This window comes from Paradevosia shaoguanensis (assembly GCF_016801025.1).
GTDB classification, from domain to species: domain Bacteria; phylum Pseudomonadota; class Alphaproteobacteria; order Rhizobiales; family Devosiaceae; genus Paradevosia; species Paradevosia shaoguanensis.
The window spans coordinates 4,143,066-4,167,123 of record NZ_CP068983.1; the positions used below are offsets into that span (position 1 = coordinate 4,143,066).

Sequence of the window (24,058 nt, forward strand, 5' to 3'; positions counted from 1 at the left end):
GCGCCCTTGTCGGGGCGCATTCGCGGAGTCGATTCGGTTGTCGGTCGGGCGGTCCTTGGTTCACTACTGGCGGACCCGGTCAATCGGTTTCGGCCTCGAACATCTCGGGTTTCTTACTCTCAAGTTCCCGCGCATCGTCGCGGCGGCGGTGATTGCGCTTACAGTGCTGGCGGCAAGCCAGATTCCGCGCGCCAATGTCGATGGCGACCTGATGCGCATCTTCGCCCATTCGGGCGAGGACTATGACGCCTACGAGCAGCTCTCCAACACGTTCGGCACCTTTGAGAACGATATCTATTTCCTCGTCACCTCCCCCGATGTGACGGATCCGGATGTCCTCGAGGCCCTGCGCAACTTCGCCTTCGACCTCGAACTCAACGACTTCGCGGTGGGGACCATGTCCCCGTTCACGCTCCGCAAGCCGACCGACACTGGCGGCTCGGTGCCCGCCGTGCCCGAAGGCATGTCGAGCCGGGAGGAAGTGGCAGCCGCCCTCAGCGACCTGCAGCAGAACGACCCGCTGATGCGCAACCTCATCACGCCTGACCTGACAGGAATCGTGATGATCATGTTCCCCAACCAGGAACTGACGCGCGGCGACGGCAACAAGGAAATGATCGCGCAACTGCGCGACCTGGCCAGCCAGTACGAAAGCGACAAGGTGCATATCGAGCTGACCGGCCCGCCCATGTGGACGGCCGAAATGCTCTATGCGGCCGTCAACGACCAGGTGACGTTCACCGTCTACGGCTTCGCGCTGGGCGCCCTCATCGCCCTTCTCAGCCTGCGCTCGTTCTGGGGCGCCATCCTGGTCTCGGCCACGCCGTTCCTGGCGGTGACCTGGGTCACCGGCATCGTGCTGCTGTTCTTCGGCTCGTTCTCGTTCCTCACCATCATCGTGACGACGCTGGTGCTGGTGATCGCCTTCGCCGAAAGTCTGTTCTTCATCTTCAACTGGATCGCCTACTGGCGCGACGGCATGGATCCCTACAAGGCCGTCGATACCACCGTGAAGGTTGTCGGTCCCGCCAGCGCGCTCACCATGCTGACGACGCTGATTTCGTTCGCCTCGCTCGCACTGACGCCCGGCCAGGGCATCCAGGAATTTTCAGTCACCGGCGCAATAGCTTCGCTACTCAACTTCGTCTGCCTGATGACCTTCCTGCCGCTGGTCCTCAAGCTGGCGATCCGCCTCGGCTTCAAGATCCCGCCCAAGTCGAGCATCGTGCTCACCGCACCGATGCGCGTTTCGTGGTTCCTCGCCAAGCGCTTCAGCCGTGCGCTGGCAACAGCCGCGATCGCGCTGACGGTGGTGCTTTTCATCCCCTATTTCCTGGTCGAGCCGCGTTTCGCCTTCGAGGACTTCGTGGCCAAGGATTCCCTGGCGCTCGACGCCGCGACCGAAATCGACGCCGGCGTCGGTGGCGTGGCGCCGATCTATGTACGCGTGCCGCTGATCGACGCCGCGCCGGAAATGACCGACGCCGACTTCGAGACCGTTCGAAAAATCCACGAGATCGTCGAAAAGCACCTCGGCCAGAACAAGGTGATCTCAGCCGCCAGCTTCTCGCACTACCAGGATTCCGGCTTCACTCGTCAGGACGTGCTGGATTCGGTCGGCGCCTTCATGAAGCGCCGCTTCATCACCGAGGACGGCAAGCAGGCGCTGGTGACCGGCTTCATGCCCACCATCATCGCCTCCGAAGACCTGCGGCGGCTCGTCGACGACCTTCATGCCGAGATCGATGCGGCCGGCATCAAGGGCACCGAAATCGGCGGCTTCCGTATCCTGGCGACCTTCGCCACGGAAAACATCGTGCAGGGCCTGCAGCTCGACCTGACGGTGAGCGTGCTGGTCAATCTCTTCCTCATCGGCTTTGCCTTCCGCTCGTTGCGCGTGGCGACGGCGACGGCCATACCGAACCTCTTCCCCGTACTGGGCGCGGAGGCGTTTCTCTGGTGGTCGGGAGCCGGTTTGCAGCTCACGACCGTCCTGTCGCTGACCATCGCCTTCGGCATCGCGGTCGACGACACCACGCACTTCCTCTCCCACTACCTGCACGCACGACGCGAGGAAGGCCGTGACCACAACGAGGCGGTGAAGCACACCATGGAGCGTATCGGCGGGGCGATCGTGGCAACCACGCTCATCCTGTGCTCCGGCACCGGCATCGTCGCCACGTCCAACCTGCCGCAGGTAGCACTCTTCGGCACTTTGTTTGTGATAACGCTCGCTCTGGCGCTGATCGGGGATGTGTTTATTCTCCCCGCATTGCTGGTGGCGGGCGGTAAATTCTTTCATCCTCTTGGAGGCATCAGGAAATGAACAATGGCGGACCCCTGTGGCGCGCTCTGGCGCTCGCTGGTCTGATGGTTTCGGGCGCCGTGGCGCCCGCCCTCGCGGCTCAATCCGATATCGAGTTCCTCGGCAGCTATCTCGGCGACTGGAAGGGACGCGGCAAGCTGCAAGGCGCCAACACCGAGACGGTGGTGTGCAAGCTCAACCTCACCGCGGCCAACAACAACACCAAGATAAACTATTCCGGCCGTTGCACGCTGGCCGGCAATAACCTGGCGGTGAACGGCACTGTCGCCTATGTCGACGCCAAGCGGCGCTACGAGGCCGTGATGACCTCCAACGCCTCGTTCACCGGCACGGCCATCGGCCAGCGCCAGGGGAACGGCGTGGTGTTCAACCTGCGCGAGAAAGAACGCGACGAAGCCGCCAAGCGCGACATGACGATCACGTCCTCGATCTCGCTGATCGACAATACGATCTATGTGGAATTCCTGGTGGTGGACGACGCCACCGGCGACACGATCCGGGCGAGCGTGCCGTTCGCGAAGTAAGCGGCGGGAGTTTCGGGGGCAAGCGAAGGGCGGCGCGAGCTGCCCTTTTTTGTTTTTGGGCGCCTGCGCCTTGTTCCGCCGCGTTCGCTACCGGAGTTAGCCGTGGCCCCCTGCTCGCTCCCGGAGTCCGGGGGATCTTTCCCTCAGCACCGCGCCTGCATCTGGGCCCCGGCCTTCGCCGGGGAAGACGCAGAGGGGTGATGGGGGAGCCAGGGATACTTCGAGCGAAGAAACGGGCAGACCTCGAGCGCGGAAGAGAGGCCCGTTCCAAAAGGAAAGGCGGCCCGTGAGCCGCCTTTCCTGTCTCTGCCCTGCCCGTTCTCAGAACGGGATGTCGTCGTCCATGCCGCCGGACTCGAAGGCCGGGGCGCTGGAGGGACGACGGCTCTGGCCGCCGCCGCCACCCGAAGATGGGCCACCGAAGCCGCCTTCGCCGCCACGCGGGCCGGAGAAACCGCCGCCCTCGTTGTCGCCGCGTCCATCGAGCATCGTCAGGTTCGAATTGAAGTTCTGCAGCACGACCTCGGTCGAATAGCGGTCCTGCCCGCTCTGGTCCTGCCACTTGCGCGTCTGCAGCGCGCCTTCGATGTAGACCTTGCTGCCCTTGCGCAGATATTGCTCGGCCACCTTGGTGAGACCTTCATTGAAGATCACCACGCGGTGCCATTCCGTCCGTTCCTTGCGCTCGCCGGTATTGCGATCGCGCCAGGTATCGGTCGTGGCCACGCTCAGGTTCACCACCTTGCCGCCGCTCGGCAGCGACCGGACTTCGGGGTCGTTCCCCAGATTGCCGATCAATATGACCTTGTTGACGCTGCCCGCCATCGCCTGTCCTTCCGTATTCGTTCTGGCTGAGGCCCGTGGCCCCGCCGTTTGGCGCACCTTAAGCGGTTGTGCCGCTCCGCGCCCTCCTTGATTTCAAGTCTTCAACAGTTGCGGGCGTCGTTCCCCATATGTTCTACGATTGGCAGGAAATGTCAAGTATTCCGGGCGTTCCCGCCGCGCACGCAATAGCGATTCACACTTGACCGAATCCACCTTGTTCCGCTTATGTTCCTTCCGCTAGACTAACAGCGGCGCCGGGTCCATCCCGACCCTCGACGCCGGAAGACGGGACAGCGGCAAAGCCAGGCGCAGCAAGCTCCGCTTGCGAAATTGCGTCCGCGCGCCTATCTCCCGGTCTTGGCCCAGCCAAGACAAGACCGCATCGTAGGAATATCGTCGCTCTGCCCCCGCGCGGAGCGACCTAGAGCCGTGGACCGGAACATGCCCGACAATAACAATCGTGAGATCGTCATTCGCGGCGCCAAGGAGCACAACCTCAAGTCGATCGACCTGCGGTTGCCGCGCGACAAGCTCATCGTGATGACGGGCCTTTCGGGCTCGGGCAAGTCCTCGCTGGCATTCGATACGATCTATGCCGAAGGGCAGCGCCGTTATGTCGAGAGCCTTTCGGCCTATGCCCGCCAGTTCCTCGAAATGATGCAGAAGCCGGACGTCGAGCAGATCGACGGACTCTCGCCGGCCATCTCGATCGAGCAGAAGACCACCTCGCGCAACCCGCGCTCGACGGTGGGCACGGTCACCGAGATCTACGACTATCTCCGTCTTCTCTACGCGCGCGTTGGCATTCCCTATTCGCCAGCGACGGGCCTGCCGATCGAAAGCCAGACCGTTTCGCAGATGGTCGACAAGGTACTGGCGCTGCCCGAAGGCACGCGCCTCTACCTGCTCTCGCCCATGGTTCGCGGCCGCAAGGGCGAATACAAACGCGAGCTCAACGACCTCATGCGCAAGGGCTTCCAGCGCGTGAAGATCGATGGCGAGTTCTACGACATCGAGGACGCGCCGAGCCTCGACAAGAAGCTCAAGCACGACCTCGAAGTGGTGGTTGATCGCCTGGTGGTATCGCCGGACATCTCCTCGCGCCTGTCGGAAAGCTTCGAGACGGCACTCAAGCTGGCCGAGGGCATCGCGCTCGTCGAATATGCCGACGAGACCGAGGCCGATGGTTCGCCGCGACGCATCACGTTCTCGGAAAAGTTCGCCTGCCCGGTTTCCGGCTTCACCATTGCCGAGATCGAACCGCGCCTCTTCTCGTTCAACAACCCGTTCGGCGCCTGCCCGGTCTGCGACGGCCTGGGCACCGAGCAGAAGATCGACCCCGATCTGGTTGTGCCCGATGCATCGCTGTCGCTGCGCGACGGCGCCATCCTGCCCTGGTCCAAGACTTCGGCACCCTATTACCTGCAGACGCTGGAAGCGGTGGCAAAGCATTACGGCGCCTCGACTGGCTCCGCCTGGGAGGATCTTTCCGAGGAAGCGCGGCAGGCCATTCTCTATGGCACCGGCAAGACGGCGATCAATTTCGTCTATGACGACGGGCTGCGCACCTACAAGACCACCAAGCCGTTCGAAGGCGTGATCGGCAATCTCGAGCGCCGCTACAAGGAAACCGAATCCGCCGGCATGCGCGAAGAGATCGAGCGCTATATGTCCTCGGCGCCGTGCCTGGCCTGTGGCGGCTATCGGCTGAAGCCCGAGGCGCTGGCGGTCAAGATCAACGGCCTCCATATCGGCCAGGTGACCGAGAAATCGATCCGCAATGCCTCCGAATGGTTCAAGGACCTGCCGCGGCACCTCAACGACAATCAGCGCACCATCGGCGAGCGCGTGCTCAAGGAAATCCGCGAGCGCCTGGACTTTCTCAACGATGTGGGCCTCGACTACCTGACGCTCGCCCGCAATTCCGGCTCGCTGTCGGGCGGCGAAAGCCAGCGTATCCGCCTCGCCAGCCAGATCGGTTCGGGCCTGACGGGCGTGCTCTACGTGCTCGACGAGCCCTCGATCGGCCTCCACCAGCGCGACAACGAACGCCTGCTCGAAACCCTGCGCCGTCTGCGCGACCTCGGCAACACCGTGATCGTGGTCGAGCACGATGAGGACGCGATCCTCACCGCCGACTATGTGGTCGATATCGGCCCCGGCGCCGGCGTGCATGGCGGGCATATCGTGGCCGAAGGCACGCCGCAGGACATCATCGACGATCCCAACAGCATTACCGGCGCCTATCTCTCCGGCCGCATGGGCATCCCCCTGCCCGCCGAACGCCGCGAACCGTCAAAGACGCGCAAGCTGGCGCTCAAGGGCGCGACGGGCAACAACCTCAAGGACGTGTCGGTCGATGTGCCGCTCGGGCTCTTCGTCGCCATCACCGGCGTCTCCGGCGGCGGCAAGTCGACGCTGATGATCGATACGATGTACCAGGCGATCGCCCGGCGGCTCAACGGCGCGCGCGTCGTGCCGGCGCCGCACGAATCCCTCACCGGCCTCGAATTCCTCGACAAGGTGATCGATATCGACCAGAGCCCGATCGGCCGCACGCCGCGCTCGAATCCGGCGACCTATACCGGCGCCTTCACGCCGCTGCGTGAATGGTTCGCGGGGCTCCCGGAAGCGAAGGCGCGTGGCTATGGCCCGGGCCGTTTCTCCTTCAACGTCAAGGGCGGACGCTGCGAGAAATGCGAGGGCGATGGCGTCCTCAAGATCGAGATGCACTTCCTGCCGGACGTCTACGTGACCTGCGACGTGTGCAAGGGCAAGCGCTACAACCGCGAGACGCTCGAGGTGCAGTTCAAGGGCAAGTCGATCTCGGACATTCTCGACATGACGATCGATGAGGGCGTGGATTTCTTCGCCGCCGTCCCCTCGATCCGCGACAAGCTTGTGACGCTCCAGCGCGTGGGCCTGGGCTATGTGAAGATCGGCCAGCCGGCGACGACGCTTTCGGGCGGCGAGGCGCAGCGCGTGAAACTCTCCAAGGAGCTTTCCAAGCGCGCTACCGGCCGCACGCTCTACATGCTGGACGAGCCCACGACGGGCCTCCACTTCCACGACGTCGCCAAGCTGCTCGAAGTGCTCCATGAGCTTGTCGAGGGCGGCAACACCGTGGTGGTGATCGAGCACAATCTCGAAGTCATCAAGACCGCCGACTGGATCATCGACATGGGCCCCGAAGGCGGCGATGGCGGTGGCGAGGTGGTCGGCGTGGGCACGCCCGAGGATATCGCCGAGAACCCAAGGTCCTATACCGGCGCCTTCCTCAAGGAAGTGATGGCGCGACGACCGGCACGAAGCGAAGCGGCCGAGTAGCTTTTCAAAAGGGCGGGGTTCAACTCCGTCCTTCGTTTTTCTCACTGCCCGCCGCAATTTTTCATACTCCCCCGTTCGTATGACGGGGGCATGAATTTGGCATGCGGACTACGCATGGCATCCCTGAGCTTTGGGGCATTCAAAGACCATGCGATTCAGCGCATTTTCCGCGATGGGGCAAACTCGGAAAGGAAGTACGCAAATGTTTGTAAGAGCCGTCTGGCGCGTAAAGCGGCTGGTCGACATCAAGCAGGCATTGCGGGAAATGGACGTTCCGACGACCCGTGAGGCCGACATGCTCGGCCTTGCCGGGCCGGACTTCTCCAAGATGACCCGCGGTCTGTTCGACAAGTAGCCTTTGGCGTCAATCATCCGTTCGAGCGGCCGCTCCGGGAAACCGGGCGGCCGCAAGCCTTTCCGGCTTTCTTAACGACAGGTGAATGCCAGCAAAAAGAGATATGCGGAATCTGCATGCCAAATCTGAGCGATCGCCATCTGCTCAAACCGCAGGCAAAGCACTAGATACAGCGCGTAGACGAAAAGGAGACACCAAATGGACATTCGTAAGACGCTTCGCAAGTGGGCTGCCTACCAGCAGACCGTCCGTGAGCTCAACGCTCTCGACAACCGTCAGCTGAACGACCTCGGCATCACCCGCAGCGACATCAGCCGCATTGCGCGCGACCATGTCAGCACCCTGTAAAGGCCAGCTGACTGCCCGCATCGCGGTGAAGGTTCGAACACCCGCTCTCTAAGAGGCGGGTGTTCTTGTTTTTGGGCCCGCTTTTCAGAAAGCCAGCCGTCCCACCAGTTCCTCATAGGAAACGCAGACCGCCTCCTGGAAGGCCTTTCGCACCCGCAGGCGCTCATGCCAGGCCTCGAAATGCGGCAGGCTCGGCCGGTCGACCGGCATCGTGAACCAGCGATAGAGCGAAACGCCCGCCACGATATCGGCATAGGTCAGTTCCTCCCCCGCCAGGTAAGGCACTTCCGCCAGCCTGCTATCCATAATGCGTTGCAGCCGGACGGTTTCGGCAACGCCCTTGCGGATCGCCTCGGCATTCTGCTGAGCGGGCGGCGTGCGCACGAGATCCCAGAAGACGCCGACCCAGGCCGGCTGATAAGTGGTCGCCACCCAATCCGTCCACTGGTCGACAAGCGCGCGGTCGCGCGGTTCGACGGGCCAGAGCAGGCCCGAGGCGTAAGTGGCCGAGAGGTAGCGCACGATCGCATGGCTTTCCCACAGCACCAGCTCGCCATCGCGGAGCGTCGGCACCTTGGCATTGGGGTTGAGGGCGAGATATTCAGGCGTATCCAGCCCGCCATGCGAGCCACCCACTGGGATGTGGTCGTAGCGCATTTCGAGCTCCGCCAGCAGCCAGGAAACCTTCTGCACATTCGCCGAATTCCGGCGCCCCCAGAGCGTGATCGACACCCGGCTCTCCTCTTGTTGAGTCGCCGCCGAGCTTAGCGTGTTGCGCCCCGTCAACGCAGTTGCTAAAGCCGCCTCATGTCGAATTCCAGCACACAACCCATCCATATCATCGGCGGCGGTCTCGCAGGTTCCGAGGCCGCCTGGCAGGCAGCCCAGACAGGCGCCAAGGTCATCCTTCACGAGATGCGCCCGGAGCAGAAGACGCCGGCACATATTACGGAAGGATTGGCCGAGCTCGTCTGCTCGAACAGCTTCCGTTCGGACGATCACGAGCACAATGCCGTCGGCCTGCTGCACGAGGAAATGCGCCGCTGCGGCTCGCTGATCATGCAGATGGCCGACCGGCACAAGCTGCCCGCCGGCGGCGCGCTGGCCGTGGATCGCGTGGGCTTTTCCGAAGGCGTGACCGCTGCCATCGGCAGCCACCCCAATATCACCGTCGAGCGCGGCGAGGTGACCGGCCTGCCGCCTGCCGACTGGCAGAACGTGATCATCGCCACGGGCCCCCTCACCTCGCCCGCGCTGGCCGAAGCCATCCAGCGGCTGACCGGCGAGGATGCCCTGGCCTTCTTCGACGCCATCGCGCCGATCATCCACGGCGAGAGCATCAATCGCGATATCGTCTGGGCGCAGTCGCGCTACGACAAGGCCGGCCCCGGCGGCACGGGCGCGGATTACCTCAACTGCCCGATGAACGAACAGCAATACAACGACTTCGTCGATGCGCTGCTCGTGGGAGAAAAGCACGTCTACCATGAGTGGGAGAACGTGCCCTATTTCGACGGCTGCCTGCCGGTGGAAGTCATGGCCGAGCGCGGCCGCGAGACGCTGCGCCATGGCCCGCTCAAGCCCGTCGGCCTTACCAACCCGCGCGATCCGGAGCACAAGCCCTACGCAATAGTCCAGCTGCGGCAGGACAATGCGCTGGGCACCCTCTGGAACATGGTCGGCTTCCAGACCAAGCTGAAATACCGCAAGCAGGCGGACATCTTCCGCATGATCCCTGGGCTCGAGGACGCGCAGTTCGCTCGCCTCGGCGGCCTTCACCACAACACCTTCCTCAATTCGCCCAAAGTGCTCGGGCGCGACCTGCGCCTCAAGGCCGATCCGCGCCTGCGCTTTGCCGGCCAGATCACAGGCGTGGAAGGCTATGTGGAAAGCACGGCTATCGGCCTCATCGCCGGCCGCATGGCCGCAGCCCAGCTTCGCGGCGTCGAGCTGCTGGCCCCGCCGGCCACCACGGCCATGGGCGCGTTGATCAACCACATCACCGGCGGCCACATCGAGGACGAAGGCCAAAAGCTGCGCAGCTTCCAGCCGATGAACGTCAATTTCGGCCTCTTCCCGCCCGTGGCGGTGACCAAGCCCGAGGGCGTCAAGCGCTGGCGTGGCCCGGAAAAGGCCATGGCCAAGAAGAAGGCCACGAGCCTGCGCGCGCTCGAAGACCTCAAGGCCTGGGTCTGAGGCAGCTCAGTTCGCCGGCCGCGTGTCGGCGAACAAGGTTCCATCGAGATAGGTGACGTTTCGCGAGCCGTCAGCATTGGGCGCGAGCGTCGCCATTTCGATCACGTAGCGGTATCTGGCGCTACCGAGCGTGAAGTCGATCACGGGGTCGACCAGCACTTCCCTGTCATTGCGTCCCAACCACGAAATGAGATCGATGGCAGTGCTGCCGCCCGTGGCTGAAGACACCGTCAGCGTCTGGGCTTCGAGCTTGAAGGCAAGGCCAGCGAGCTCGGGATTGCCGGCGACATAGGTTGCCACCCGGCCGACGAGATACGGCGTGGCGGCGATATCGATGAATTGGGCCGGATCCCGCGCCGCGTTGATGTAGCCGGGAGCCGCGTCGGGCGCGGTATCGGCGCCGATCTCTTCCAGCAATTGATCGAGGCCGCGACCGCTTGGCGTGTAGGTGACGCCGTGGGCGGCGAGGATGCGTTGCAGGTCGCGTTCGCCCGCGGGCGAATAGAAGAGATAGGACATGGCGCTCGTGGCGCGTGCGCCCTCTTCCGGCGTCCAGTCCGGCTTGGCGTTCGGCCCAGTGACGCCGCCCTTGGTCAGCAAGGCATCAAGCACCGCTGCCTGGCTGGAGATCGGCAGGCGCTCGAAGTTCCAGGGGCCGAAGCTGAACAGCAGCAGGATGGCGCCCGCGAGGCCGGGGATGAAGCGGATGTCACCGCGACGCAGCAGGAAGAGCAGCGTCAGCAGGCCCGCCCAGATGCCGCCCATGACCAGCATCATCCGGTCTGGCGTGAGGCCGTAGGCGCCGATCCGCACGCCGACGGCAACGGCATAGAGCAGCAGCGGAATGACGGTCAGCCAGAACCAGGCGCGCCGGAAAATGCGGACCAGCAGGCGCTCGCGCATGAAGGGCGGATAGAGCAGCAGCCATGTCGCCGCGCCGGTGGTGACAAAGCCGAGAACCATCCAGCCGAGCATGCCCTGCGGCAGGCTCTGCGTGACGATGATCTGCAGGGTATAGGCGAGAAGGATCAGCGCATAGGCGAGCAGCAGCGGCGTCAGGACGAACTGGCCGAGAAAGCCGGTGGCGCGCGCGATGAGGTCAGGCTGGCGCAGGGACTGGGGATCGAAGGCGTCGAGCCGCGGAATGGTGGCGAGCCAGTAAAGCGGCGTGAAGAGGAACGCGATGACAGGCAGCACCCAGCGGTAGAAGAAATCCTGGCTTTCGAGGCCGAAGAGGATCGAGAGCGATCGCTCGATGGCCGCGAGGCCCAGCGCGATGAGGAGGAATGCGACGGCGGCGATCAGCGCAGTGGCGGCTGCCTGATGGTTGAGCCACCAGAAGCGCTGCTGTTCGGTCTCCAGCGGCGTGTCGCGGCGCGTGAAGGCGGAGACGGAAAGCCAGAGGATCGAGATGACGGGCAAGGCCCAGGGCACGAACCAGTCGGCGTCAGTGACCTGGAACAGGGCTATGGCGGCCAGCGGCACGACATAGCCGAGCAGCAGACCCGCGATGCGCGCCTCGGGACGGCTTTCGTGGAACAGCACGCCGGCTGTGGCGAAGACGGCGCCCGTGGCGAGGCCACCGATAACGCGCCACGAGAATTCGTCGCTGATGCTGACGAACTCGTTGAGCATGGCGAGGATAGCTGCCGTCGTGCAGAGCAGCAGAAGCGAAGTGAAGGGGAAACGCCTGAGGGTAGCGATCAGGTCCGGCGCCAGCCGATCGAGCCATTCCCGCAGGTGCATATCCGCCTCATCCGTTGCGCCAGGCCCACCAGCTCATCATCGCGATCTTGCGCCACGCCGCAATAGCAGGCGGCGGCGCAAAGGGCTGCTTCTGCACATGTTTTAGCCCAGCCAGTTCGGCACGCAAGACCGGCGCGTAGGCGAAGGCACGCCGCAGGCCACGCGGCAGCGTAGCGATGGCGGCTTCGGCCTTGTCGAGATGCTCACGCGCGAGATCGGCGAACTGGCCGAGCGCAGCGCGAATGCCGTCGCTGGCCTCGCCGGAGAGGATCTGGTGCTCGGAGGCCCCGTTGGCGCTGAAGACCGGCAGCGGCAGGAAGATGCGGTGCTGGCTGGCGTTGAAGCCGAAGGCACGAACATGGCCGATGAGCGCGTTCGCGACGCCCAGATGGCCGGCAGCGTCGCCCTCCTCCACCGGCACGCCGTCGTTGAGGATCATCGCCGCGAACTGGTAGAGCACCGAGACTGTCTCACCGGCATAGCCTTCGAAGCTCGTGAGATCGCGCATCGGGTCCTGGTAGAGATCGAACCGCCGTGCGGCGATCAGGCGCTGCAACGGCACGACCGGCAGGCCGTAGTCGCCGATCGTGGTCAGCAATGCGTCGGCGACGGGGTTCTGGCGGATATTGCCATGGCCCTTGCCGGAAAGCGCATCGTCCCACCATTGCAGCCGGATTTCGCCGGGCGCCGGCTCGGAGACCCGCTCGCGCACCGAGGCGACTTCGGTCGCGAAGGCGTAGAGCGATTGCACTGCGGCGCGCTTGCCCTCGGGAATGACGAGGCTGGCATAGTAGCGATCGGGATCGTTGGCCTTGAGGAAATTCGCCGTCAGCGCGGCGCTGTCCGATGACATATCATTTGCCGCGTTCGACGGCGATGAGCGCGGCACCGACGGCACGCTCCTCGGCCAGAAGGACATTGTAGGTCCGTACCGCCCCGCCTGTGGCGATCGGCTCGACGATCACCTTGCGCTCGCGGAACGCCTGGCGGACGGCCGGATCGAGAAAGATGATGTCGTCGCCCGTTCCCACCAGCAGCACATCCAGCTGATCAGCGACGGCCAGGACCGGCGCCAGATCATCGAGCGTCAGGCCGGCGCCGGAGGTCTTCGACCACGAGAACATGCCGGTCGGCAGGCAGAGGAGCGAGCCCTTGTGCGACAGCTCCGCAAAGCGGAACCCACCGTTGCCATAGGCATCGATGGGCACCTGCTGCGGATAGTGGCCAGAATCGGCCAATGTCATGCCGGCCTCAGACCGAAGCGCGGTCGGCCTTGCGGGGCTTTTCCGCTTCGTCCGTTTCCGACCGTGCCTTGAGGCCGAAATTGATGAGGATCGGCCCGTTGATGATGATCGAGGAATACATGCCCACGATCGAGCCGAAGGTCATCGCGATGGTGAAGCTGCGGATGACTTCGCCACCGAACAGCACGAGCGGAATGAGCGCCAGCAGCACGGTGAACTGGGTCAGCGACGTACGCACGATCGTCTGGTTGATCGACAGGTCGATGAGATCCGGCAGCGGCATCTTTCGATGCTTGCGCAAATTCTCTCGAATTCGGTCGGACACCACCACGGTTTCATTGAGTGACAGGCCCACGAGTGTCAGCACGGCCGCGATCGATGTGAGGTTGAACTCCAACCCCGTTATCGAGAAGAGGCCGATGGTCATGATCACGTCGTGTGTGGTCGTCGTGACGGCCGCCAGCGCGAACTGCCACTCGAACCGCACCCAGATGTAGATCAGGATCGCACCGAGCGCGATGAGCACGGCGATCGTGCCCTTCCACGCCAGTTCGCCCGACACCGTGCCGCTCACGGCTTCCGTACGACGGAGTTCGTAATTGTCCGAGGCGAGCGCCGTGCGGATCTTGGACACGGCCGCCTGATCGGCGTCCTGGCCACCCTCCTGCGCCTGCACGCGGACGAGCACGTCCTCGGGCGTACCGAAGCCCTGCACCTGCACTTCGCCCAGGTTAAGGCCATCGAGCAGTTCGCGCACCTTGCCGACATCGGCCGGGCCGCCGACATGCTGCACTTCGATGGCGGTGCCGCCCACGAAGTCGATGCCCAGGTTGAAGCCCTTGAAATAGGCCGACCCGATGGAGGCCAGGCTCGCCACGATCGAGAAGGCGATCACGTAGCGCGAGATCTTCATGAACGGGATCTTGGTCCCGTCCGGAATGAAGCGGAAATGCTGGATGCGGAGCGTCTTGGGACGGCGCAGGCCGTACCACAGCTTCACCTGGTAGGAGGTGACCGTGTACGAGGTGAAGAGCGAGGTGAGGATACCGAGGGCCAGCGTGACGGCGAAGCCCTGCACCGGGCCCGAGCCCATGAAGTAGAGCACGATGGCCGCGATAAGCTGGGTCAGGTGCGAGTCGATGATCGTGCCCCACGCGCGCTCGAAGCCCGCATTGATGGCCTGGATCGGCGACTTGCCTGCCCGCTGCTCTTCACGCATGCGCTCGTAGATGAGCACGTTCGCGTCCACGGCCATACCGATCGTCAGCACGATACCGGCAATACCCGGCAACGTCAGCGTTGCTCCGAGCATGGAGAGCGCGCCGAAGATCAGGATGATGTTGAGCACCAGCGAGACGTTGGCGAACACACCCCAGAGGCCATAGGCCACAACCATGAAGGTCACGACGAGGATACCGGCGACGATACCGGCGGTGAGGCCCGAACGGATGGAGTCCGCACCCAGGCTTGCGTCGACGGTACGTTCCTCGACCACGTCCAGCGAGGCCGGCAGCGCGCCGGCGCGCAGCAGCACGGCGAGGTCGTTGGCGGTCTGCGGCGTGAAGCTGCCGCTGATCTGGCCCGAGCCGCCGGTGATCGGCTGCTGGATGACCGGCGCGGTCAGCACCTGGTTGTCGAGGACGATGGCGAAGCGCTTGCCGACGTTCTTGGAGGTAATGTCCGAGAAGGTCACGGCGCCACGGGTGTCGAACTTGAACGACACGACCGAACGGCCAGTCTGCTGGTCGAAGCCCGGCTGGGCATCGGTCAGCGACTCGCCGCCGAGCGCCACGTCCTCATAGATGAGTTCCTTGCCGCCATCCTGGCTGGGCAGCACGATGGTGCCGGCCGGAAGCCCCTGGGCCTCGGCCTGCGCGGCGCTCATGCCCGGATAGACCATGTGGAAGGTCAGGCGGGCGGTACGCGAAATGATGTCCTTGAGGCGCTGGGAATCGCCGAAGCCCGGAACCTGGACGAGGACGCGGTTCGTGCCCTGACGCTGGATCTGCGGCTCGGTGGTGCCCAGTTCGTCGACGCGCTTGCGGATGACTTCGATGGACTGCGCCACGAGCGCCGACATGCGCTGCTCGACGCCCTCGGGCGTCAGCGTGATGGTGAGCTTGCCATCGGGCGTTTCCCCGAAGGAGAGTTCGTTGACGCCACCGACAGCCAGCAGCGAATTGCCGATCGTGTTCTGCAGCGACTGGATCGCCGAACGGGCCGCTTCCTTCTGGCTCGGATCGGTGAGTTCGATCGTGAGGGTGTTGGTCGCCGCATCCGTGGTCGTGATGTTGCCGATGCCGTTCTGGTTGGCCAGAACGTTGCGGACGTCACGGCGCAGGCTCTGCAAGCGCTCTGTGACGATGCCTTCCTGGTTCACCTGGAGCAGCAGGTGCGAACCGCCCTGAAGGTCCAGACCCAGCACGACCGTCTGCCTGGGCAGGAAGCCTGGCCACGATTCACGAACGTTTTCCGGCAGGAAACTGGGAATGGCAAAGAGCACGCCCAACAGAGCGACTATGGCAATGATGGCGGTGCGGATCGGCGAGAACTGCATTCAGGTGACGTCCTAAAAGAAGAAAGCCGGAGCCGCGAGGGCTCCGGCGGCAGGCCGCTTAGGCCGGCTTATTGTCGTTGACCGGCTCGGCCTTCGAGCGGACGTCCGCGATCATGGTACGCACGACCTTGATCTTCACGCCCTGGGCGATCTCGACCTCGAGGTCCTCGCCTTCCTGCGCCTTCGTCACCTTGCCCACGATGCCACCGGTGGTGACGATCGTGTCGCCGCGGCGGATCGCCGAGAGCATGGCCTGCTGCTCTTTCATGCGCTTCTGCTGCGGACGGAAGATGAGCAGCCAGAAGATAACGACCAGCAGCAGGATCGGCATGAGCGAGGTCAGGATGTCCATCGCTCCGCCGCCCGGCGCCGCGCCTCCGGCAGCCTGGGCAAAGGCTGGGGTTACAAACATGTAGGCACTCCTATGGTTGTCGACTTGGCTGTCGGCTTGTCAAAAGTTCGTTGATAATTCCATATAGGAGACGAACTTGGCTTGGCGAGACTACCCGCCCGAAAATCGCGCGGACTATACAGGTGGCACCCTGCGATTGCAAAGCCAATCCGGGCGTTTCAGACCGGCCCTATACTTGAAGGAAAGTCCCGTGAACAGCGAAGATTCGCTAGCGCAAATTGCTGCGTCGCTGGCTCGTATTGCCGAACATTTGAACGTCCTTGCCCCGTTGCCTTCCGAGAAGGCAACCGGACTCGGTGAAGCCGATGCCTACCATTGGGACGCTCATCTGGGCCAGCTCGTCGCCGTGCCCAAGGTGAGCCGCGTCCCCCTGGTGCTGCTCAAGGGCATCGACGACGTCAGCCATATTCTCCTGCAGAACACCCTGCAATTCACCCGGGGCCTGGGCGCCAACAACGCGCTGCTCTGGGGCTCGCGCGGCATGGGCAAGAGCTCGCTGGTCAAGGCCGTGCACGCTCATATCGCCGGCCTTGACGAGCCCGGCCAGCAGCGGCTCATTCTCATCGAGATTGCCCGCGAGGACATAGAGAGCCTCCCTGCCCTCATGCGCATCATCCGCGACGAGCCGTCCCGCTTCATCGTCTTCTGCGACGACCTCTCGTTCGACAAGGACGAAACCAGCTACAAGTCGCTCAAGACCATTCTCGACGGCGGCCTCGAGGGCAGGCCCGACAACGTCCTGTTCTACGCCACCTCGAACCGCCGGCACCTGATGCCGCGCGATATGATCGACAACGAACGGGCGACCGCGATCAACCCGGGCGAGGCTGTCGAGGAGAAGGTGTCGCTGTCCGACCGCTTCGGGCTCTGGCTGGGTTTCCACAACTGCGACCAGCCGACCTACCTCGCGATGATCGACGGCTATGTCGAGCACTACGGGCTCGATATCGACAAGGACGAGCTCAAGGCGAAGGCGATCGAATGGGCGGCGACCCGCGGTGCGCGATCGGGCCGCGTGGCGATGCAGTTCGTTCGCGATCTCGCCGGCGCGATGGGCAAGGCTGTCTAGCCTCCCCAGGTCGCGGCGATACGCAATCTGAAAAGCAAAAGGCCCCGCATTGCGGGGCCTTTCTTCGTTCTGTTATCCAGCCTTAGCCGGCCAGCATCGGCACGGGATCGACCGGGGTCGCGCCCTTGCGGAGCTCGAAGTGGAGCTGCGGGCGGGAGACCGAGCCGGTCATGCCGGCGGCGCCGATGGTGTCGCCGCGGTTGACGACGTCGCCCTTGGCCACGCTCATGGTCTTGAGGTGGGCATAGGCCGACACGTAGCCATTGGCGTGGCGGATCAGCACGAGGTTGCCGTAGCCCTCGACGCCCGAGCCGACATAGATGACGGTGCCGTTCTCGGCGGCGCGGATCGCTGCGCCTTCAGGCGCCTCGATATTGATACCCGTGCCCTTTGAATTGGCGAAGCTGGTGATGATCTTGCCGCTGATCGGCCAGCGGAACTTGTCCGCGCCCGACATTGCCGGCTCCTGAAGCACTGCTGCCGGCTTGCTCGGCTGCACGGCGGCAGTCTGGAGCGTCTGGGCGGCCGCGGACTGGGCCGGGGTGGGCTGGACGTTGCTCTTGAGGAGGCTCGGATCAGTGATCGCGGCCACCTGCTTCTGCGGCGTCGCAGCCGGGGTAACGACCGGCGAAGTCGTGACGTCGTCGCTGGCGGTCGCCATCTGCGGCGCACGCTGCGAGAGCAGGTCCGGACGGCCCGGAATGACGAGCTTCTGACCGACGAAGAGCTTGTCGGGCGAGAAGGAGCCATTGGCCGTGAGGATGGACTGCGCGGTCACATCGTAGCGACGCGCGATGGTGTAGAGCGACTCCCCGCCTTCCACCACGTGCACATAGGCATTCGACGGCACGACGGCGAGGTTGGTGGGCTGGCTCGTATTGGCGACAACCGTCGGCTTGGACGGAAGGCTCGGGAGGGTGCCCAGCGTGGTCTTGGCCGGGGCAAGAGATTGCTGTGCAGGCATGGCAGTTTGCGATCCGCTAGAGTTGGACGTGAGAACAGGCAAGTCTTCGGTAGAGACTGAGCCCAGCGGCGCCTGCGGTGCAGTAGCGAAGGTCGTCTGCTGGTTGGAAACGAAGCCGCCGCCGGCCATGCCACCACCCCCACCGACATTCATCGGCGGAATGAACTGGCTTTCGGCGACTTGCGTGCGGGCTCCCAATGCACTGGGCATTGGTTGATTGAGGTTGCTCGACCCGCTGTACGCCGTCGCTCCGGTAACCGTGGAGTCTCGGAAGGCGCTGCCCATGGTCGAACAACCGGACAGTGCGGCGCTGCCAGCCAAAACGGCGGCAATCGCAACGGCGCTCTTAAACGCCCTACCGGGTGCGCGATTACTCATATGCTCAACTCGTACGCAGGTACTCAATAAAATTGAGACTAGGGCGTTAAGGTAAAGACGAGTTTAAAAGCGCTGCGATTTGCGGCCGCCTGAGGCCTTCGCGTTAGAAATGGGTAACGTTACCTGCGGGAAGTGAAGGGCAATTGCCCATCCAGGCGCGCCGCGGTCTCCACGTCAGTCTGCCGCAATGTAAGCGGAGTCACGGTGATCGAATCGCCGTGCGTGAGGAGGTGGAAGTCCGCCTCCTTGTCGAGCGGGCGCGGCGTATCGGGAATCGCCACGAAAAACTTGCCCGCATTGTCGCTCGGATAATAGCGCATCGGCGAGCGCGAGAATCGCTGGTGCGGCACCACCCTGATGCCCGACACCTCGGCCGGCGGGCAGAACGGGAAGTTCACGTTGTAATAGGTGTCGCGCGCGCCCTTCTGCTCGATGAGCGAGCGGATGACGTCGACCCCGTACTTCTGGGCGTTGGTCCAATCGATATCGAGCCCGGCGCTGTAATTGACCGCCTGGCTGAGCGCGATGCCGAAGGCACCCTGCAAGGCGCCTTCTCGGGCACCGGCAACGGTGCCCGAGCAATGCATGATGTCGCCCAGGTTCTGGCCGTTATTGACGCCCGAGAGCACAAGGTCGGCCGGCTCTTCGCCCAGCACGAACGTCATCCCGGCAACGACGCAATCGGCAGGCGAGCCGCCGCGCACGGCGAAGGTGCGCTCGCCGCGCTTGTCGAGGGAGAGTTCGCGCCCGAAGGTGAACCTGTGCCCTGCCCCGCTCTGGTTGCCATCTGGCGCCACCACCCAGACGTCGTCGCTGAGCTGCCGGGCAATGCCCAGCAGCACCTGCAGCCCAGGCGCATCCACACCATCGTCGTTGGTGAGGAGGATGCGCAGGCTCACGACTGGCCGCCGATCTTGGCCACGCCGCCCATATAGGGACGCAACACCTCGGGCACGGCGATCGAGCCGTCTGCCTGCTGGTAGTTTTCCATCACCGCGATGAGGCAGCGGCCCACGGCGACGCCCGAACCATTGAGCGTGTGCACGAAGCGCGGCGCCTGCTTCTCGCCGGCGGGGCGGTAGCGGGCATCCATGCGGCGCGCCTGGAAGTCGCCGCAGACGGAGACCGAGGAAATCTCGCGATAGGTATCCTGCCCGGGCAGCCAGACCTCGATGTCGTAGGTCTTCTGCGCGCCGAACCCGATATCGCCCGTGCACAGCGTCATGACGCGATAATGCAGGCCAAGGCGCTGCATCACGGTCTCGGCGCAGGAAAGCATGCGCTCGTGCTCGTCGATCGAGGTTTCGGGCGTCGTGATGGAGACCATCTCGACCTTGTTGAACTGGTGCTGGCGCAGCATGCCGCGCGTATCGCGCCCTGCGGAGCCGGCTTCCGAGCGGAAGCACGGCGTCAGCGCGGTCAGGCGCAGCGGCAGCTCTTCCTCGGAGAGAATCGCTTCGCGAACGAGATTGGTCAGCGGCACTTCGGCGGTCGGAATCAGCGCCAGGCGCCCCTCGCCATGCGGGGTGAAGAACAGGTCTTCCTCGAACTTGGGGAGTTGGCCGGTGCCGTAGAGCGCATCGTCGCGCACCAGCAGCGGCGGCACGACTTCGGTATAGCCATGCTCGCCGGTATGGAGATCGAGCATGAACTGGCCGAGCGCGCGCTCGAGCCGCGCCACCTGGCTCTTGAGGACGACGAAGCGGCTGCCCGAAAGCTTGGCCGCGCCTTCGAAATCCATCATGCCCAAAGCTTCGCCGAGCTCGTAATGCTCCCTGGGGGCAAAGCTCAGGTTGGGCCTGGCGGGACGCGTGCGGGCAGCCTGTTCGGGGCTGCCATTGCGGCCGAAATATTCGACGTTGTCGTGCTCGTCCTTGCCGACCGGCACGTCATCGAGCGTGATATTGGGAATGACCGACAGCGCATCGCGCAATTCGGCATCGACCGCGCGCTCCTCCGCCTCACCGGACTGGATCGCGTCCTTGAGGCTGGCGACTTCGGCCATCAGCGCCTGGGCCTTGACCTCATCCTTCTGCGCCTTGGCCTGGCCGATGAGCTTGGACGAAGCGTTGCGCTTCTCCTGCGCTTCGTTGAGCCGCACGATGATGGCGCGGCGCTTGTCGTCTACGGCGATGAGGTTCGCCGCCTGTGCGGGAAGACCACGACGCGCCAATGCGGCGTCAAAGGCTTCTGCGTTGGCGCGGATCCATTTGATATCGAACATTTAAACGGTCAGGTCCCTTCCGGAGACCGGCCTCTCGAATTGGGGCCGGCTCCGCAATGTGGAGCTGGCCTAGTTGGACTGCTCGGCTGCTTCTGCTGCTAGCTTCTGAGCGCGAGATCGCTCCACCCAGCGCACCGATAGGATCGAGAGTTCGTAGAGCAGGTAGAGCGGGGTCGCAAGGCCGATCTGGGAGATCGGGTCCGGCGGCGTCAGCAGCGCTGCCAGAATCAGGATCGCTACGATGGCGTAGCGACGGCCCTTCTTGAGGTGCCCGCTGTTGATGAGGTCGATCCGCGCCAGCAGCGTCAGGATCACCGGAAGCTGGAAACAGATGCCGAAGGCGATGATCAGCGTCATCGCCAGCCCGAGATACTCGCTCACGCTCGTGAGCATCTTGATCTCGTTGGTCTGCATGCCGGCGAAGAAGTGCAGCGCCATCGGCAGGACGACGAAATAGACCATGGCCGCGCCGAGCAGGAAGAAGATCGGCGTCGCGACGAGATAAGGCAGGAACGCCCTGCGCTCGTTCTTGTAGAGGCCGGGCGCCACGAACATGTAGATCTGCGTCGCGATGACCGGGAAACCCAGGAACAGCGCGCCGAACAGCGCCAGGTTGAGCTGGGTGAAGAAGAATTCCTGCGGCGCCGTATAGATGAGCTGCAGCTCATCGGGATTGGCCACCGCGCGGCGATAGGGCACCAGCAGCAGGTCGAAGATTTGCCCGGCGAAGAGGAAACAGCCGATGGTCAGGACAACGATGGCGATCGCGCAATAGATCAGGCGCTTGCGCAGCTCGATGAGATGGTCGAGCAGCGGCGCCTCGGAGCCGGCGAGCTCGTCTTCCGGCTCTTCGGTCTTGTTGGGATTTTCGAGCTGGGGAGCGGGCGAAGTCATGACGTCGGCTTTTCTTGTGCCTTGGGCTTGGTAGCCTTGGGCTTGGCGGCGGCCTTGGGCTTGCTCGCAGCACTCTTTGCAGTGGTCTCGGCCGGCTTGGCCTCAACGGCCTTGGGCTTGGCCGGAGCCTTGGGCTTGGCAGCCGCTTTCGGCTTTGCGGGAGTAGCGGCAGCGGCCTTCGGCGCAGCGGCTTTCCTGGCAGCGGGTTTTGCCGCGGGTTCGGCGGCTGCGACAGGCGCGGCAGCCTTGCGGGTCCGCGGCTTGCGCACCGGCTTTTCGGCGACGCTCTCGGCAGGCGGCTGCGCCAACGCGGCGAGTTCCTGCGTTTCGACCTTCGATGTCGGGACGGGCGTCAGGCGCTTGCCCTTGATGGGCTCGGCCACGACGGGTTCGACACTGGCCGCGGGCGGGGGCATGCCGGCAGCCTCGTGGATTTCATCCACGATGCTCTCGACACCGGGCCGCCTCGGCGCGATCACGCCGGTCGGCTTGACAGCGCCCGAAGCGCTGGTCGCATTGAATTCCCGGCGAATTTCATCGGCGGTCTGCTTGAGCGGCGCGGCGATGGAATCACGCAGGTTGCGGACCTCGTTGAGGCCCGTGGTCTTGTTCAGCTCACGCTGGAACTCGGACCCCATCCGCCGGATCATGCCGGCAAACTTGCCGACACGCTGCATGACCATCGGCAAATCCTTCGGGCCGATGACGATCAACGCCACGACGCCGATGACAAGCATCTCAGTCCAGCCGACACCGAGCATGGCTAACTACCCTTCAATGCGGACCGAGCCCGTCTAAGGACGCCTTAGGCGTCCTTGCTCTTCTCGGTCTCGCTGGCGGCATTGACGTTTACATTGGCGTCAAGCTGAGCCGGCTTGGTTTCTTCTTCGCGCATGCCCTTCTGGAAGGCTTTGATGCCGGAGGCAACCTCACCCATCATGCCGGAAATCTTTCCCCGGCCAAAGAGCAACAGCACGACGACTGCCACAACGAGAATACCCCAAATTCCTGGCGCGTGCATTTGCGTCTCCTAAGCGGTCAGGCACGTAAAGGTGCAGTGAGAAATATGTTCAATCGGCCCGAAACACAAGAACATGGTCCGGTTTGAGGACCGGGAAAACACGCTGTTCCGGTAAATTTTCGGCGTTTGCCCCGCAAGGTTCGCCGCCTGGTCCTGGCGCAAGGCGGGATTCACTCTTCGTCCACGCCCATGTCGCCGGGATCGAGCGGGTCTTCGTCCTCGCGTAGCGGCCCGTCAAATGGCAGGGGAATTTGCATGGAAGGTGGCAAACGGCCCGAAAGCAGCCCTGCTCCCTTCAACTCTTCGAGACCAGGCAGGTCCGACAGGGCTTCCAGGCCGAAATGATCGAGGAAGGCATCGGTCGTGCCATAGGTCACCGGCCGCCCCGGCGTCCGCCGCCGCCCGCGCATCCTGATCCAGCCGGCTTCCATCAGCAGGTCCAGCGTACCCTTGCCGGTCGCCACGCCACGCACTTCTTCGATCTCGGCGCGCGTCGTCGGCTGGTGGTAGGCGATGATCGAGAGCGTCTCGAGCGCAGCGCGCGAAAGCTGGCGGTTCTCCACTTCCTCGCGGCGCAGGAGGAAGCCGAGATCTTCGGCCGTGCGGAACACCCACTTGTCGCCGCGCGGAACCAGGTTCACCCCCCTGCCCGCATAACGCTCGGCCAGCAGCCGGACCAACCCGACGGCGTCGGCGCCCTCATCGAGATAAACGGCGATATCGGCAGGCGACAACGGCTCAGAGGAGGCAAACAGCAGCGCCTCGACAATCCGGAGATTGCGCTCGACCACCTCGTGGCTCTCGCCGTCTTCCTCTTCGCCCCTCGGTTCGATCGTCATGCCTTGTCGTCATCCTGCTGGCGCCGGCGCATGAACAATGGGCCGAAAGTGATGTTCTGGCGCAGTTCTACTTGCCCTTGCCGCACGAGTTCAAGGCTGGAGGCGAAGCTGGACGCCAACACCGTGGCCCGCTCCTCGGGGCTGGCGAGGTAATGGGCCAGATAGGTCTGCATCGATACCCAATCCGAGCTGTCCCCGATCAGCCGTTGCAGGATATCGCGCGCATCCTGGAGCGCCCAGACGGTTCGCTGGCGCGGCGTGTATTCCGTGACCGAACCACGCTCGCGCTGCGCCGAATAGGCCTTGAGGAGATCGAAGAGGCTCGCCTCCCAGAGGCTGCGGCGCTGAATGACGATGGGCTCGGGCATGCCGCGCGCATAAATCTGGAAGCCGAGGCGCGGCCGGTTCATCAATTGCGTGGCAGCGCGCCGCATGGCTTCGAGGCGCTTGAGGCGGAACTGGAGCAGCGCGGCCATCATCTCGCCGCTCGGCTCGTCGTCGCTCGGCGCCTGCGGCACCATCAGGCGGCTCTTGAGATAGGCCAGCCAAGCCGCCATCACGAGATAGTCGGCGGCGATCTCGATCCGCTTCTCGCGGACGGTTTCGATGAAGGCAAGGTATTGCTCGGCCAGGGCGAGCACGGAGATGGTCGCCAGATCGACCTTCTGGCGGCGGGCAAGGTCCAGCAGCAGGTCGAGCGGACCTTCGTAACCTGCCACGTCGACATAGAGAATTTCGTCGTCCGGCGTTGGCGGCGGCGTGCTGAACCAGTCTGTCGTATCGCTGCTCATGGTCTACTGCGCCGCCCG

22 protein-coding genes are annotated in these 24,058 nt (G+C 64.0%); 7 read left to right on the top strand and 15 right to left on the bottom strand.

All coding sequences use genetic code 11. From position 1 onward, the window contains the following. The first annotated feature begins 55 nt into the window (after nucleotides 1-55). Nucleotides 56-2,326, top strand: coding sequence for an efflux RND transporter permease subunit (locus tag JNE37_RS20155; protein WP_035094944.1), 2,271 nt, complete (start codon nucleotides 56-58; stop codon nucleotides 2,324-2,326). Next, on the top strand, nucleotides 2,323-2,850 hold the full coding sequence (locus JNE37_RS20160) for a hypothetical protein (protein WP_203064581.1): 528 nt from the start codon (nucleotides 2,323-2,325) through the stop codon (nucleotides 2,848-2,850). Before JNE37_RS20155 ends, JNE37_RS20160 begins: the two co-directional genes overlap by 4 nt. Nucleotides 2,851-3,171: 321 nt before the next feature. On the opposite strand, the gene JNE37_RS20165 is transcribed toward JNE37_RS20160, so the two are convergent. Continuing rightward, nucleotides 3,172-3,675 carry a single-stranded DNA-binding protein gene (locus JNE37_RS20165; RefSeq protein WP_035037580.1) on the bottom strand — a complete coding sequence of 168 codons (504 nt, stop codon included), beginning with the start codon at nucleotides 3,673-3,675 and terminating at the stop codon, nucleotides 3,172-3,174. Nucleotides 3,676-4,116: 441 nt separating this feature from the next. Between JNE37_RS20165 and uvrA the strand changes: the two genes are divergently transcribed. From uvrA to JNE37_RS20180, 3 genes are all read left to right on the top strand, one after another. Continuing rightward, on the top strand, nucleotides 4,117-7,002 hold the full coding sequence (uvrA, locus tag JNE37_RS20170) for an excinuclease ABC subunit UvrA (protein WP_035037577.1): 2,886 nt from the start codon (nucleotides 4,117-4,119) through the stop codon (nucleotides 7,000-7,002). 202 nt (nucleotides 7,003-7,204) lie between these two features. Next, nucleotides 7,205-7,357: a hypothetical protein gene (locus tag JNE37_RS20175; RefSeq protein WP_156046482.1), complete on the top strand. Its 153-nt coding sequence runs from the start codon at nucleotides 7,205-7,207 to the stop codon at nucleotides 7,355-7,357. Between the two features lie 198 nt (nucleotides 7,358-7,555). Continuing rightward, complete coding sequence (locus JNE37_RS20180) at nucleotides 7,556-7,705, top strand: DUF1127 domain-containing protein (protein WP_081840784.1); 150 nt, start codon at nucleotides 7,556-7,558, stop codon at nucleotides 7,703-7,705. An 84-nt stretch (nucleotides 7,706-7,789) separates the two neighbouring features. Here the strand turns inward: JNE37_RS20180 and JNE37_RS20185 are convergent, their stop codons facing one another. After that, nucleotides 7,790-8,437 carry a glutathione S-transferase family protein gene (locus tag JNE37_RS20185; protein WP_203064582.1) on the bottom strand — a complete coding sequence of 216 codons (648 nt, stop codon included), beginning with the start codon at nucleotides 8,435-8,437 and terminating at the stop codon, nucleotides 7,790-7,792. 75 nt (nucleotides 8,438-8,512) lie between these two features. Between JNE37_RS20185 and trmFO the strand changes: the two genes are divergently transcribed. After that, nucleotides 8,513-9,901 (top strand): methylenetetrahydrofolate--tRNA-(uracil(54)-C(5))-methyltransferase (FADH(2)-oxidizing) TrmFO, encoded by a 1,389-nt coding sequence (gene trmFO / locus JNE37_RS20190; protein WP_203064583.1) that lies wholly within the window; start codon nucleotides 8,513-8,515, stop codon nucleotides 9,899-9,901. Between the two features lie 6 nt (nucleotides 9,902-9,907). Here the strand turns inward: trmFO and JNE37_RS20195 are convergent, their stop codons facing one another. The 5 genes from JNE37_RS20195 to yajC are packed head-to-tail and all read right to left on the bottom strand — an operon-like array spanning nucleotide 9,908 to nucleotide 15,860. Next, nucleotides 9,908-11,647, bottom strand: coding sequence for a DUF4153 domain-containing protein (locus JNE37_RS20195; RefSeq protein WP_203064584.1), 1,740 nt, complete (start codon nucleotides 11,645-11,647; stop codon nucleotides 9,908-9,910). 7 nt (nucleotides 11,648-11,654) lie between these two features. Beyond that, nucleotides 11,655-12,500, bottom strand: coding sequence for a phytoene/squalene synthase family protein (locus tag JNE37_RS20200; protein WP_203064585.1), 846 nt, complete (start codon nucleotides 12,498-12,500; stop codon nucleotides 11,655-11,657). Between the two features lies 1 nt (nucleotide 12,501). Beyond that, nucleotides 12,502-12,891, bottom strand: a complete 390-nt coding sequence (locus tag JNE37_RS20205) for an Mth938-like domain-containing protein (protein WP_203064586.1) — start codon at nucleotides 12,889-12,891, stop codon at nucleotides 12,502-12,504. Between the two features lie 7 nt (nucleotides 12,892-12,898). Beyond that, complete coding sequence (gene secD, locus JNE37_RS20210) at nucleotides 12,899-15,448, bottom strand: protein translocase subunit SecD (protein WP_035037565.1); 2,550 nt, start codon at nucleotides 15,446-15,448, stop codon at nucleotides 12,899-12,901. A gap of 58 nt (nucleotides 15,449-15,506) precedes the next feature. Then, complete coding sequence (gene yajC, locus JNE37_RS20215) at nucleotides 15,507-15,860, bottom strand: preprotein translocase subunit YajC (protein WP_035037562.1); 354 nt, start codon at nucleotides 15,858-15,860, stop codon at nucleotides 15,507-15,509. Nucleotides 15,861-16,050: 190 nt separating this feature from the next. Here yajC and JNE37_RS20220 point away from each other — a divergent pair, with 190 nt between their 5' ends. Next, nucleotides 16,051-16,929, top strand: a complete 879-nt coding sequence (locus JNE37_RS20220) for an ATP-binding protein (protein ID WP_035094989.1) — start codon at nucleotides 16,051-16,053, stop codon at nucleotides 16,927-16,929. 82 nt (nucleotides 16,930-17,011) lie between these two features. Here JNE37_RS20220 and JNE37_RS20225 read toward each other — a convergent pair whose 3' ends face one another. The 8 genes from JNE37_RS20225 to JNE37_RS20260 all read right to left on the bottom strand — a co-directional run bounded on the left by JNE37_RS20225 (nucleotide 17,012) and on the right by JNE37_RS20260 (nucleotide 24,040). Continuing rightward, nucleotides 17,012-18,103: a peptidoglycan DD-metalloendopeptidase family protein gene (locus JNE37_RS20225; RefSeq protein ID WP_197030283.1), complete on the bottom strand. Its 1,092-nt coding sequence runs from the start codon at nucleotides 18,101-18,103 to the stop codon at nucleotides 17,012-17,014. A gap of 287 nt (nucleotides 18,104-18,390) precedes the next feature. Further along, nucleotides 18,391-19,170: a 5'/3'-nucleotidase SurE gene (gene surE, locus JNE37_RS20230; protein ID WP_052015967.1), complete on the bottom strand. Its 780-nt coding sequence runs from the start codon at nucleotides 19,168-19,170 to the stop codon at nucleotides 18,391-18,393. Then, a complete protein-coding gene (gene serS, locus JNE37_RS20235; RefSeq protein ID WP_203064587.1) occupies nucleotides 19,167-20,495 on the bottom strand; it encodes a serine--tRNA ligase in 1,329 nt (442 codons plus the stop codon). The genes surE and serS overlap by 4 nt, the downstream gene beginning before the upstream one ends. 69 nt (nucleotides 20,496-20,564) lie before the next feature. Further along, nucleotides 20,565-21,389, bottom strand: coding sequence for a twin-arginine translocase subunit TatC (tatC, locus tag JNE37_RS20240; protein ID WP_035037555.1), 825 nt, complete (start codon nucleotides 21,387-21,389; stop codon nucleotides 20,565-20,567). After that, nucleotides 21,386-22,150 (bottom strand): Sec-independent protein translocase protein TatB, encoded by a 765-nt coding sequence (gene tatB / locus JNE37_RS20245; RefSeq protein ID WP_203064588.1) that lies wholly within the window; start codon nucleotides 22,148-22,150, stop codon nucleotides 21,386-21,388. The genes tatC and tatB overlap by 4 nt, the downstream gene beginning before the upstream one ends. 44 nt (nucleotides 22,151-22,194) lie before the next feature. After that, a complete protein-coding gene (tatA, locus tag JNE37_RS20250) occupies nucleotides 22,195-22,410 on the bottom strand; it encodes a twin-arginine translocase TatA/TatE family subunit (protein WP_203064589.1) in 216 nt (71 codons plus the stop codon). Between the two features lie 170 nt (nucleotides 22,411-22,580). Continuing rightward, on the bottom strand, nucleotides 22,581-23,249 hold the full coding sequence (scpB, locus tag JNE37_RS20255) for an SMC-Scp complex subunit ScpB (RefSeq protein WP_203064590.1): 669 nt from the start codon (nucleotides 23,247-23,249) through the stop codon (nucleotides 22,581-22,583). Beyond that, the gene (locus JNE37_RS20260) at nucleotides 23,246-24,040 is read right to left on the bottom strand and encodes a segregation and condensation protein A (RefSeq protein WP_035094959.1); all 795 of its coding nucleotides are present in this window, start codon (nucleotides 24,038-24,040) and stop codon (nucleotides 23,246-23,248) included. The genes scpB and JNE37_RS20260 overlap by 4 nt, the downstream gene beginning before the upstream one ends. Between the last annotated feature and the right edge of the window lie 18 nt (nucleotides 24,041-24,058).

Coding starts and splice junctions, on each gene's coding strand:
- scpB (WP_203064590.1), bottom strand. CDS start 23,249: ATGACGATCGAACCGAGGGGCGAAGAGGAAGACGGCGAGAGCCACGAG.
- JNE37_RS20175 (WP_156046482.1), top strand. CDS start 7,205: ATGTTTGTAAGAGCCGTCTGGCGCGTAAAGCGGCTGGTCGACATCAAG.
- JNE37_RS20195 (WP_203064584.1), bottom strand. CDS start 11,647: ATGCACCTGCGGGAATGGCTCGATCGGCTGGCGCCGGACCTGATCGCT.
- JNE37_RS20165 (WP_035037580.1), bottom strand. CDS start 3,675: ATGGCGGGCAGCGTCAACAAGGTCATATTGATCGGCAATCTGGGGAAC.
- trmFO (WP_203064583.1), top strand. CDS start 8,513: ATGTCGAATTCCAGCACACAACCCATCCATATCATCGGCGGCGGTCTC.
- JNE37_RS20200 (WP_203064585.1), bottom strand. CDS start 12,500: ATGTCATCGGACAGCGCCGCGCTGACGGCGAATTTCCTCAAGGCCAAC.
- uvrA (WP_035037577.1), top strand. CDS start 4,117: ATGCCCGACAATAACAATCGTGAGATCGTCATTCGCGGCGCCAAGGAG.
- JNE37_RS20225 (WP_197030283.1), bottom strand. CDS start 18,103: ATGCCCAGTGCATTGGGAGCCCGCACGCAAGTCGCCGAAAGCCAGTTC.
- JNE37_RS20260 (WP_035094959.1), bottom strand. CDS start 24,040: ATGAGCAGCGATACGACAGACTGGTTCAGCACGCCGCCGCCAACGCCG.
- JNE37_RS20180 (WP_081840784.1), top strand. CDS start 7,556: ATGGACATTCGTAAGACGCTTCGCAAGTGGGCTGCCTACCAGCAGACC.
- tatC (WP_035037555.1), bottom strand. CDS start 21,389: ATGACTTCGCCCGCTCCCCAGCTCGAAAATCCCAACAAGACCGAAGAG.
- tatB (WP_203064588.1), bottom strand. CDS start 22,150: ATGCTCGGTGTCGGCTGGACTGAGATGCTTGTCATCGGCGTCGTGGCG.
- tatA (WP_203064589.1), bottom strand. CDS start 22,410: ATGCACGCGCCAGGAATTTGGGGTATTCTCGTTGTGGCAGTCGTCGTG.
- yajC (WP_035037562.1), bottom strand. CDS start 15,860: ATGTTTGTAACCCCAGCCTTTGCCCAGGCTGCCGGAGGCGCGGCGCCG.
- JNE37_RS20160 (WP_203064581.1), top strand. CDS start 2,323: ATGAACAATGGCGGACCCCTGTGGCGCGCTCTGGCGCTCGCTGGTCTG.
- JNE37_RS20205 (WP_203064586.1), bottom strand. CDS start 12,891: ATGACATTGGCCGATTCTGGCCACTATCCGCAGCAGGTGCCCATCGAT.
- secD (WP_035037565.1), bottom strand. CDS start 15,448: ATGCAGTTCTCGCCGATCCGCACCGCCATCATTGCCATAGTCGCTCTG.
- serS (WP_203064587.1), bottom strand. CDS start 20,495: ATGTTCGATATCAAATGGATCCGCGCCAACGCAGAAGCCTTTGACGCC.